We start from the raw sequence: 11,398 nt of genomic DNA, 5'->3' as shown, positions 1-11,398 counted from the left end.
ACCGCACCGCCGACCACCCGTGAGGAGCAGTCCCGTGACCACCACTGAGACCCTGATCGACCAGCTCGGCCTGGACGTTCCGGTGACCGACCGGGCGATCGACCGGTTGGCCTACTCCCACGACGCGTCGCACTACCTGCTGCACCCGCGGGCCGTCGTGATGCCCGAGTCGGCGGCCGACATCGCGCAGCTGTTCCGGGCGAGCCACGCCCAGAACATCCCGGTGACGTTCCGCTCGGGCGGGACGAGCCTGAGCGGCCAGGCGGTGACGGACGGTCTCCTGGTCGACACCCGACGCGCGTTCCGCACCATCAGCGTGCTCGACGGCGGCGGACGCGTGACGGTGCAGCCGGGCGCGACGGTTCGCCAGGTCAACCTGCGACTGACGCGACTGGGACGCAAGCTCGGCCCGGATCCCGCGAGCGAGTCGGCCTGCACGATCGGCGGCGTGGTCGCCAACAACTCCAGCGGGATGGCCTGCGGCACCGAGCAGAACACGTACCGCACGCTCGAGTCGCTCGTGTACGTCCTGCCGAGCGGCACCCTGGTCGACTCCGCGCACCCGGACGCCGACACGCGCCTCGCGCGCGACGAGCCGGAGCTGTACGCCGGCCTGACGGCGCTGCGCGACCGGGTGCGCGGCGACGCGACGTCCACGGGGACCATCCGCCGCTTGTTCGCGATGAAGAACACGATGGGCTACTCCGTCAACGCCTTCGTGGACTTCACCCGGCCGGTCGACATCCTCACCCACCTCATGGTCGGCAGCGAGGGGACGCTGGGCTTCGTCGCCGAGGCCACCTTCCATACCGTCGAGCTGATGCCCGCCGCCGCGACGGGCCTGGCGATCTTCGCGGACCTGGCCGACGCGACCGCTGCGCTGCCCGCGCTCGTCGACGCCGGACTGGCCACGATCGAGCTCATGGACGCGACGTCGCTGCGCGTCGCCCAGCAGCTGCCGGACGCGCCCGCCGAGCTGACCGGGCTCACCGTGCAGGCGCACGCTGCGCTGCTCATCGAGCTGCAGGCGGCCGATGCGAAGGGGCTGGACGAGCTGACCGCCCGCAGCGCCCGCGTCCTGGACACCCTGCCGCTGGTCGCCCCCGTCGAGCTCACGCGCGACCCGGCGAGCCGGGCGCGGCTCTGGCACATCCGCAAGGGCCTCTACACAGCCGTCGCCGAGGCCCGCTCGCCCGGGACGACTGCGCTGCTCGAGGACGTCGTCGTCCCCGTGGCGGAGCTGGGTGCGACCTGCGAGGAGCTCATCGGCCTCTTCGACGAGCACGGCTACGAGAACAGCGTCATCTTCGGGCACGCCAAGGACGGCAACATCCACTTCATGCTCAACGAGCGTTTCGACAACCCGGCCAGCCTGGAGCGGTACCGGCGGTTCACCGAGGACATGGTCGAGCTGGTCCTGGCCCATGGCGGCTCGCTCAAGGCCGAGCACGGCACCGGGCGCATCATGGCCCCGTTCGTGCGCCGCCAGTACGGCGACGAGCTGTACGACGTCATGACCCAGGTCAAGAGCCTGTGCGATCCGCGCGGGCTGCTCAACCCCGGTGTCGTGCTGTCGGACGATCCGGACGCGTACCTGCGGGACCTGAAGATGGTGCCGACGGTCGAGTCCGAGGTCGACCGTTGTGTCGAGTGCGGCTACTGCGAGCCGGTGTGCCCGTCGAAGGACCTGACCATGACGCCGCGGCAGCGCATCGTCGTGCGCCGCGAGATGCGGGCCGCGGAGCAGTCCGGCGACCTCGACCTGCTGGCCGAGCTGCGCAACGACTACGAGTACGACGGCGTCGAGACGTGCGCGGTCGACGGCATGTGCCAGACCGCGTGCCCGGTGGCGATCAACACCGGTGACCTCGTGCGCCGGCTCCGTCAGGAGAACGCCGGCGCGATCGGGCAGGCCGCCTGGAAGAGCGCCGCCAAGCACTGGGACGGCGTGTCCCGCCTCGGGGGCGCGGCGCTGACGATGGCCGACGCGGTGCCTGCGCCATTGGCGACCGGCGCCACCAAGGCGGGCCGCGCGGTGCTGGGCACCGACACCGTCCCGCTGTACGACGCGGGACTGCCACGCGGCGGCGCCAAGCGGGTGCCGTTGCAGACCGCGGACCCGGTCGCCGTCTACTTCCCCGCATGCATCAACAGCATGTTCGGCCCAGCCGGCGACGGGGACGGGGTCTCGGCCGCGTTCCTCGCCCTGTGCGAGCGGGCTGGGGTGGGTGTCGTCGTCCCGGACGGCATCGGCTCCCTGTGCTGCGGGACGCCGTGGAAGTCCAAGGGCTTCTCCGATGGGTTCGAGCAGATGAGCGGCGACGTGCTGCCGACGCTCTGGCGGGCGACGCAGGGCGGACGTCTGCCCGTCGTGTGCGACGCGTCCAGCTGCACCGAGGGGCTCGACACGATGCGCCGGCTCGCCGCCGAGGGTGACTTCGCGTCGTTGCGCTTCGTCGACGCGGTCAGCTTCGTGCGCGAGCACGTCCTCAACCGGGTGTCGGTCACCGCGCCCGTGGCGTCGATCGCGTTGCACCCGACGTGCTCGTCCAGGCAGCTCGGCATGGACGGCGACCTGGTGGCCGTCGCGGCCGCGATCTCGTCCGATGCGTTCGTCCCGGACGACTGGGGCTGCTGCGCCTTCGCGGGCGACCGCGGGCTGCTCCACCCCGAGCTCACGGCGTCGGCCACGGCGCCGGAGGCCACCGAGGTCAACGGCCGGCAGTTCGCCGCCTACGCCTCGACGAACCGCACCTGCGAGATCGGCCTCAGCCGCGCCACCGGCCACGAGTACCGCCACATCCTCGAGCTCCTAGAACAAGCCACCCGCTAGCAGCCCCACGTTCGCCAGGGAGCGAAGCGACCGTGAGCGCAGCGAAGCGAGGCGAACCCGAGCCAACCAGTTGACGTCCGCCTCGCTCCGCTCACAGTCGGCCGCAAGCGGCCTCCTTGGCGAACACCTCCCTCACGTTCGCCAGGGAGCGAAGCGACCGTGAGCGCAGCGAGGCGAACCCAAGCCGACCAGCGACGTTCGCCTCGCTCCGCTCACAGTCGGCCGCAAGCGGCCTCCTTGGCGAACACCTCCCTCACGTTCGCCAGGGAGCGAAGCGACCGTGAGCGCAGCGAGGCGAACCCGAGCCAACCAGCTGACGTTCGCCTCGCTCCGCTCACAGTCGGCCGCAAGCGGCCTCCTTGGCGAACGCCGTTACGTGCGGGGCTTCCAGCCGATGGCGGGGAGGACGTGGTCGGCGAGGGCCGACAGGAGCCGGGCGTTGTAGTCGACGCCGAGCTGGTTGGGCACGGTCAGCAGCAGCGAGTCCGCGGCCTGCACCGCGACGTCCGCGGCGAGCTCCTCCGCGAGCTGGTCGGGCTCACCGACGTACGACTTGCCGAAGCGGGCGAGCCCGCCGTCGAGGTGTCCGACCTGGTCGTCGCCCGAGCGCTCGCCGAACCACGCGCGGTCCTGCGCGTCGAGCACGGGGATGACGCTGCGGCTCACCGAGACGCGGGGCTCACGCTGCCAGCCCGCGGCAGCCCATGCCGTGCGGAACCGCTCGATCTGCTCGAGCTGCAGCTGGTCGAACGGCACGCCCGTGTCCTCGGTGAGGAGGGTCGAGCTCATCAGGTTCATGCCCTGCTCAGCGGTCCACTCGGCGCTCGCGCGGGTGCCGGAGCCCCACCAGATGCGGTCGGACAGACCGGGGGCCTGCGGCATCACCGGCAGGCGCACCGAGCGCCCGGTCATCCGCGGGTCGGAGTCGACGAGCCCGGCACCGGCGATCGCGGCGCGGAACAGCTCGGTGTGGGCGCGGGCCATGTCGGCGTCGCTGCTGCCCTCGGGCGGCACGTGGCCGAACGCCTCGTAGCCGCGCACCGCGGTCTCCGGTGATCCGCGGCTGATGCCGAGCTGCAGCCTCCCCTCGTTGATGAGGTCCGCCGCGGCGGCGTCCTCGGCCATGTAGAGGGGGTTCTCGTAGCGCATGTCGATCACGCCGGTGCCGATCTCGATCCGGCTGGTCCGGGCGCCGACCGCCGCGAGCAGCGGGAACGGCGAGGCGAGCTGCCGCGCGAAGTGGTGGACGCGGAAGTAGGCGCCGTCGATGCCCAGCTCCTCCGCCGCGACCGCGAGGTCGATCGACTGGAGCATGACGTCCGATGCCGTACGGGTCTGCGACCCGGGCACGGGCTGGTAGTGACCGAAGGAAAGGAAACCGACGTTCTTCATAGAAGTTTCAACCACTTTGTCGGCCACGATGTTCCCCTGACGCGTTCAGTCGTCCATCCGCAGGACACGCGGCTCGCACCAGCGGCCTTCCTTGACGCCGGACGCGAGGTCCTCGAACGGCACGACGTCCCGGTCGTCAGCACCGCGACCCGCGCGGTCCCGCCGGCGTGTGCCGGCGGGACCGTCAGGTGCTACTCGCTCTTGTCGCCGACCAGGGTGCCGGCGGCGACCATGCCGAGCTCGGCGTGCTCGGGCTCGTCGGCGAGGTGGTCCTCGATGACGTCACGCTTGACCCGCGGGATCAGCAGCGCGACGAGCGCCGCGACGATGAACGCGATGGTCAGCATCAGGAATCCGTTGGTGTAGCCGGACTCCTTCGGCAGGCCGTTGGGGAACACCGACGCCGTGACGACGCTGGCCATGACCGCGGCACCGACCGATCCGCCGATCGTGCGGATGTTGGCGTTCATGCCGCTGGCGACACCGGTCTGCTCCGGGGGCACCGCCGCGACGATGAGGTTGGACAGGCACGCGAAGATCAGGCCGACGCCGACGCCCATGACGGCGTTGGCGACGTACAGCTCCCACTTCTCCTCGTGCGCGAACGCGAGGATCGCCATCGAGGCGGCGGAGATCAGGCTGCCGATCACGACCACCGTCTTGGGGCCGATCAGCCGGACGAACGTGCCCGAGAGCAGGCCGACGGTGAACATCGTGACGGACGACGGCAGCAGGATCAGGCCGGACTCGGTGATCGAGGCGCCGAAGCCGTACCCGGCCTCCGACGGCGTCTGGGTGAACTGCGGCAGGAAGCCGAACGAGGCGTACATCGAGAAGCCCACGAGCAGGGCGACGAGGTTGGTGGTCCACACGGCCGGCAGGCGCATCATCGTCATGTCGATCAGCGGCGACTCCGAGCGCTCCTCGACGACGACCCACGCGACGGCCAGGACGACCGCGGCGACGATCAGGCCGAGGACGCGACCCGAGGTCCAGCCCCAGCTGCGGCCCTGGCTGAGCGCGAGCAGCAGGCAGACGAGCCAGGCGGACAGCAGGACGGCGGGCAGGACGCTGATCTTGCCCGGCGTACGCACCGGCGACGCCGGGACGACGAAGAACGCGGCGATCGCGGCGAGGGCCGTGACGATGCCCGGGATCCAGAACAGCCAGTGGTAGTTCAGCGCGTCCACGATGGGTCCGGCGAGGACCAGGCCGACGCCGGCGCCGACGGCGGCCAGCGAGGCGATGATGCCGACCGCGCCGGGGATCTTCTTCTCGGGGAACTCGTCGCGGATGATGCCGAACGCGAGCGGCAGCACGCCGCCGCCGACGCCCTGGATGACGCGGGCGACGATCATGGGACCGATGCTCGTGGCGAGGGCCGCGATGATCGAGCCGATCGCGAGACCGACGAGGGCCACGACGAGCAGCTTCTCCTTGCCGACCTTGTCGCCGATGCGACCGATGATCGGCGTGAACACCGACGCCGACAGCAGGTACGCCGTCAGGACCCAGGTCACGGTCGTCTGGTCGGTGTTGAGATCCACCTGGATCTCGGAGAGCACCGGCGTGACGAGCGACTGCAGGAGGGCGAAGCTGGCGACCGAGACCGCGAGCACGGCGAAGGTCAGCTGGTAGTGAGATCGGTTCTGCTTGGCCACAGAGGACCCTTTCGGAAAGATGGTTGCACAAGGCAAGCACCTTGCCGAGAGAGTTTACGGCCGCCGACTCCGCAGCGAGAACTTTCGTGACGCGGCTCACCAACCGGAGCCGGTCTCCGCCCGTGGCCGCCGACCGCCCCGACTCGCGACGATCTACAGTCGTACCCGTGATCGTCGTGGCCCTCGTGGTGCTCCTGGCCGCCCTCTCCACCGGCCTCCTCGCCCGGCGCAGCGTCACCGCCCGTCCCCCGCTGGCCGCGCACGTCCCCGGCCAGCCCACGTGGCTCAGTCCCGCGCCGCCGTTCCGCCTCCGGGTGTGGGCCATCGCCGCCGCAATCCTCACCGCCATCGCGGTGGCGTGCATCCTGTTCGCCCCGGCGTTCCAGGTCGCCGCCGCTCTCCTGGCCGCGGTGATCCTGGGCCTGCTGACCGCGATCCTCGGCCGGTACGCCTCAGGGTGCCGCGAGTCCCATGCCGCCGTCGAGGCCTTCCGCCCGCGCCTCGCGGTCCCGTACGCGGGCAAGGTCGGCGTGCACATCGGCATGTGGTCACCGTGGATCGACCGGACGGGCATCCCGTGGGTCATCGTCGCGCGCACGCCGGGACTCTTCCGCGAGCTGGCCGCGATGTACCCCGGCACGCCGATCGTGCAGGGCGCGATCCCGGCGTCGGTGACCGGCGCGTTCTACCCGCACGGCGCCGCCAGCAACGCCGACTTCATCGCCGCCTCCGACGCGACGGACGTCTTCCTCGGGCACGGCGACAGCGACAAGCCGCTCAGCGCGTCCGAGCGCGTGCTGCAGTACGACCTCGTGGCGGTGGCCGGGCAGGCCGCGATCGACCGCTTCGCCGCCGCCGGGCTCGCCCTGCCGCCCGAGAAGATCCGCGTCATCGGCCGCCCGCAGACCGAGGGCATCCGCCCAGGCACCAAGCGCCGCTCCCGCCCCCCGGTCGTCCTGTACGCCCCGACCTGGCGCCACGCGGACGACTCGCTCAACGTCTCGTCGCTGGCCGTCGCCGACCGGATCGTGCAGGCGCTGCTCGACCGCGGCTGCACCGTGCACTTCCGCCGCCACTTCGCGGGCCAGAACCACGCCGAGGCGGAGGCGATGATCGTCCGCGTCAACGAGATGCTCGAGGCCGACCACGAGCGCACCCAGCGCCCGCACGGGTGGGGCGCCGAGGAGATGGAACGTCCGCTGATCGAGGCGTTCAACGACGCCGACGCGATGGTCTCGGACGTGTCGGGCATCGTCGTGGACTTCATGGCGAGCAACAAGCCGCTGGTCATGTACGCCGCGCAGTACGCCGACCCCGACGAGTTCCGCGCCAGCCACCCCACGGCGCAGGCGGCGTACGTCATCGACCGTGACCTGGCCCAGCTCGGGACCGTGCTCGACCAGGCGCTGGGCAAGGACCCGCTCGCCGCCGTCCGTGCCGAGCGCGCCGACTACTACCTCGGCGGCCCCGACCGCGCCGAGCCCGCGGCCCGGTTCATCGCCTTGCTCGAGGAGCTCGGCAGCTAGGTCAGGACGTCAGTCCTCGAGCAGCCCCAGCAGGTACGCGCCGTAGCCGCTCTTGACCAGCGGCTCCGCGCGCTGGCGCAGCTCGTCGTCGGTGAGGAAGCCGAGGCGCCAGGCGATCTCCTCGGGGCAGGCGATCTTGAGCCCCTGCCGCTTCTCCACGGTACGGACGAAGTTCGACGCGTCGTTGAGGTCGTCGAACGTCCCGGTGTCGAGCCAGGCGGTGCCCCGCGGCAGCACCTCGACGTTGAGCTTGCCCAGCTCCATGTAGATGCGGTTGAGGTCGGTGATCTCCAGCTCGCCGCGCGCGGACGGCTTGAGGGCGCGCGCGTGGCCGATGACGTCGTTGTCGTAGAAGTACAGCCCCGGGATCGCGTAGTTGCTGCGCGGCTTCGCGGGCTTCTCCTCCAGCGAGATCGCGCGACCGGTCTCGTCGAACTCCACCACGCCGTACGCGGTGGGGTCGGCGACGCGGTAGCCGAACACGAAGGCGCCGTCGATCTCCTGGAACCGCTGCAGGTTCGTCCCGACGCCGGCGCCGTAGAAGATGTTGTCGCCCAGCACCAGCGCGACCGAGTCGTCACCGATGTGGTCGGCGCCGAGGATGAACGCCTGGGCGAGGCCGTCGGGCGAGGGCTGCTGCACGTACGTCAGCGAGACGCCGAACTGGCTGCCGTCGCCGAGGAGCCGCTCGAACTGGTCGGCGTCGTGCGGCGTGGTGATGATCAGGATGTCTCGAATACCGGCCGACATGAGAGTCGAGAGCGGGTAGTAGATCATCGGCTTGTCGTACACCGGCACGAGCTGCTTGCTGATGCCCTGCGTGACGGGGTGCAGACGCGAGCCGGTGCCACCGGCCAAGATGATGCCCTTCATGAGAAGCAGCCTACGGGCGCAACGGATCGTGGCGCCCGCGGGCGGTAACCTCGGGCCCATGCGCAACCTTCTCGTCACGGGCGGTGCGGGGTTCATCGGCTCGAACTTCGTCCACCACGTCATCGACCACACGGACCTCTCGGTCACCGTCCTGGACAAGCTGACGTACGCCGGCAACCGGGCGTCGCTCGAGGGTCTGCCGGCCGAGCGGGTGAACCTGTTGGTGGGCGACATCGCCGACGCCGACCTGGTCGACGACCTGGTCTCGCGGCACGACGCGGTCGTGCACTTCGCGGCGGAGTCGCACAACGACAACTCCCTGCACGATCCGTCGCCGTTCCTGCAGACCAACATCATCGGCACGTACGTGCTGCTGGAGGCGGTGCGCAAGCACGAGAAGCGCTACCACCACATCTCGACCGACGAGGTCTACGGCGATCTCGAGCTCGACGACCCGGCACGGTTCACCGAGCAGACGCCCTACAACCCGTCGAGCCCCTACTCCTCGACGAAGGCCGGTTCCGACCTGCTGGTCCGCGCGTGGGTTCGCTCCTTCGGCGTGCAGGCGACGATCAGCAACTGCTCCAACAACTACGGGCCCCGCCAGCACGTCGAGAAGTTCATCCCGCGGCAGATCACCAACGTCATCGACGGCATCCGCCCACGCCTGTACGGCGAGGGCCTCAACGTCCGGGACTGGATCCACGCGGACGACCACAGCTCGGCCGTCCTGACGATCCTCGACAAGGGCGCGGTCGGCGAGACGTACCTGATCGGCGCGGACGGCGAGAAGGACAACAAGACCGTCATCGAGCTGATTCTCGAGCTCAGCGGACTGCCCACCGACGCGTACGACCACGTGACCGACCGCGCGGGCCACGATCTGCGCTACGCGATCGACTCCAGCAAGCTGCGCTCGGAACTGGGCTGGGCTCCCGCGTTCAGCGACTTCCGCAGCGGCCTGGCCGCGACGATCGACTGGTACCGCGAGAACGAGGCCTGGTGGCGCCCGCAGAAGGCGCAGACCGAGGCCAAGTACCAGCAACTGGGCCACTGATGCCCACAGCAACAACCCTCACCGGTCGCCAAGCAGCCCGCCCGCGCGTCGGTCGCCAGGGAGGCCGCCTGCGGCCGACCGTACGCACCACCCTCGGTCGCCAGGGAGGCCGCCTGCGGCCGACCGTGAGCGAAGCGAGGCGACACCCGAACCCCACCCTCGGTCGCCAGGGAGGCCGCCTGCGGCCGACCGTGAGCGAAGCGAGGCGACACTCCCACCTGCCGAACGCCACCCGAACGAGGCGACATGCCCACTGACCTGACCATCCACCAGACGTCCATCCCCGGCGTCCTGCTGCTGAACCTGCCCGTCCACGGGGACAACCGCGGCTGGTTCAAGGAGAACTGGCAGCGCGAGAAGATGACCGCGCTGGGCCTGCCCGACTTCGGTCCGGTGCAGAACAACATCTCCTACAACGAGGCCGCTGGCACGACCCGCGGCATCCACGCCGAGCCCTGGGACAAGTTCATCTCGGTGGCGACCGGGCGCATCTTCGGCGCCTGGGTCGATCTGCGCGCGGGCGACACGTTCGGTACGGTCTTCACCGCCGAGCTGGGCCCCGGCCAGGCGATCTTCGTGCCCAAGGGAGTCGGCAACTCCTACCAGACGCTGGAGGAGAAGACGGCCTACACGTACCTGGTCAACGCGCACTGGACGCCCGACGCCGAGTACACCTTCCTCAACCTGGCTGACGAGACCGTGGCCATCGAGTGGCCCATCCCGCTGGAACTGTGCGAGCTGTCCGACAAGGACCGGGCCCACCCGCGGCTGTCGCAGATCACCCCGATGGACCTCGAGTCCAGGAGCACGACGGACCCCGACTCCCCCCGCACGCTCATCCTGGGCGCCAACGGACAGCTGGGCCGCGAGCTGGTCAAGCAGCTGCCGAACGCCACGGCGTGGTCGCGCAGCGAGTTCGACATCGCCGACCTGGCCGCGTACGCAGACGTCGACTGGACGCGCTTCGACACGGTCATCAACGCCGCCGCCTACACGAAGGTGGACGAGGCCGAGACGCTGCAGGGTCGTCGTGACGCGTGGCGCATCAACGTCCACGGCGTGGTCGAGCTGGCCCGCGCGGCCATCGCCCACGACCTGACGCTGGTGCACGTGTCCAGCGACTACGTCTTCGACGGCGAGGAGCAGGAGCACACGACCGAGGAGCTGTTCTCGCCGCTCGGCGTCTACGGCCAGACGAAGGCTGCCGGCGACGCGGTCGTCATGACCGTCCCCAAGCACTACATCGTGCGGACGAGCTGGGTCGTCGGTGAAGGCCCCAACTTCATCGCCACGATGCGGTCGCTCGCCGAGCGGGGCATCTCTCCCTCGGTCGTGGACGACCAGGTGGGCCGGCTGACGTACACGAGCGACCTCGCGGCGGGCATCCAGAGCCTGCTGGCCGAGTCAGCCCCGTACGGCGTCCACAACCTCACCAGCGGTGGTGAGCCGCGGACCTGGTTCGAGATCGCCCGCGAGGTGTTCGCCGAGGCCGGCGCGGATCCGTCGCGGGTCTCACCGGTGTCGACGCAGGAGTACGGCGAGGGCAAGAATCTCGCTCCCCGCCCGGCGAGCAGCATCCTGGCCTAACGGCTCGGGCTCGGCGCCCACGAGCGTCGAGGGACGCTCAGCCCGGTGGTGCTGGAAATTCGCTGCGGTTCCCGGCGTCAGAATCTTCGAGAATGGCCCTCTTCGGGGTCATGAGCGTGCGCAAACGGTGGAGACGGTCGAGGCTCCGGTGCAGGATCAAGTACGGCGATGCGTGCCCGCATCGCCTCCGACACGGGCGGTATCGAGCCCGCAACCGGACGAACCCGATGTGATGCGCCGGGTCAGGCTCCCATGATCGAGAGCTCGCGGTGGTTGCGCTCCTGGTCAATCTTGCGCTTGAGCTTCTTCTCGGAGACGGACGGGATCGCCAGGCGGGCGACGGCGGCGGCGAGCAGCGCAACGCCCAGCACCAGGAAGCCGGCCGTGTAGCCGATCTCCTTCGGGAAGCCGCTGGGCAGGAAGTGCGCGATCACGATGCGGTCCCTGGCCGATCGCGGCATCTCCCCCA

Annotated in this window: 8 protein-coding genes; 4 read left to right on the top strand and 4 right to left on the bottom strand. The window is 70.2% G+C overall.

Annotated features, from left to right (window positions below):
* Positions 1 to 34 precede the first annotated feature (34 nt).
* Positions 35 to 2,833, top strand: a complete 2,799-nt coding sequence (locus tag C3E78_RS00575; protein WP_235833806.1) for an FAD-binding and (Fe-S)-binding domain-containing protein — start codon at positions 35 to 37, stop codon at positions 2,831 to 2,833.
* 372 nt (positions 2,834 to 3,205) lie between these two features.
* Here the strand turns inward: C3E78_RS00575 and C3E78_RS00570 are convergent, their stop codons facing one another.
* Positions 3,206 to 4,225: an LLM class flavin-dependent oxidoreductase gene (locus C3E78_RS00570; protein WP_108576492.1), complete on the bottom strand. Its 1,020-nt coding sequence runs from the start codon at positions 4,223 to 4,225 to the stop codon at positions 3,206 to 3,208.
* A 191-nt stretch (positions 4,226 to 4,416) separates the two neighbouring features.
* Positions 4,417 to 5,886: an MFS transporter gene (locus C3E78_RS00565; RefSeq protein ID WP_199906885.1), complete on the bottom strand. Its 1,470-nt coding sequence runs from the start codon at positions 5,884 to 5,886 to the stop codon at positions 4,417 to 4,419.
* A gap of 167 nt (positions 5,887 to 6,053) precedes the next feature.
* On the opposite strand from C3E78_RS00565, the gene C3E78_RS00560 reads away from it, so the two are divergent.
* Positions 6,054 to 7,412, top strand: a complete 1,359-nt coding sequence (locus C3E78_RS00560; RefSeq protein WP_108576491.1) for a CDP-glycerol glycerophosphotransferase family protein — start codon at positions 6,054 to 6,056, stop codon at positions 7,410 to 7,412.
* A 9-nt stretch (positions 7,413 to 7,421) separates the two neighbouring features.
* On the opposite strand, the gene rfbA is transcribed toward C3E78_RS00560, so the two are convergent.
* Positions 7,422 to 8,285: a glucose-1-phosphate thymidylyltransferase RfbA gene (gene rfbA, locus C3E78_RS00555; protein ID WP_108576490.1), complete on the bottom strand. Its 864-nt coding sequence runs from the start codon at positions 8,283 to 8,285 to the stop codon at positions 7,422 to 7,424.
* A 58-nt stretch (positions 8,286 to 8,343) separates the two neighbouring features.
* On the opposite strand from rfbA, the gene rfbB reads away from it, so the two are divergent.
* Positions 8,344 to 9,342, top strand: a complete 999-nt coding sequence (rfbB, locus tag C3E78_RS00550) for a dTDP-glucose 4,6-dehydratase (protein WP_108576489.1) — start codon at positions 8,344 to 8,346, stop codon at positions 9,340 to 9,342.
* 246 nt (positions 9,343 to 9,588) lie between these two features.
* Entirely contained in the window at positions 9,589 to 10,929 is a 1,341-nt protein-coding gene (locus C3E78_RS00545; protein WP_108576488.1) for a sugar nucleotide-binding protein, read from the top strand.
* 242 nt (positions 10,930 to 11,171) lie between these two features.
* On the opposite strand, the gene C3E78_RS00540 is transcribed toward C3E78_RS00545, so the two are convergent.
* Positions 11,172 to 11,390, bottom strand: coding sequence for a hypothetical protein (locus C3E78_RS00540; RefSeq protein WP_168217224.1), 219 nt, complete (start codon positions 11,388 to 11,390; stop codon positions 11,172 to 11,174).
* Positions 11,391 to 11,398 lie beyond the last annotated feature (8 nt).

Origin of the sequence: Aeromicrobium chenweiae, from assembly GCF_003065605.1 — a bacterium.
Taxonomy (GTDB): domain Bacteria; phylum Actinomycetota; class Actinomycetes; order Propionibacteriales; family Nocardioidaceae; genus Aeromicrobium; species Aeromicrobium chenweiae.
This window is presented reverse-complemented; position numbering and strand designations above follow the sequence as displayed.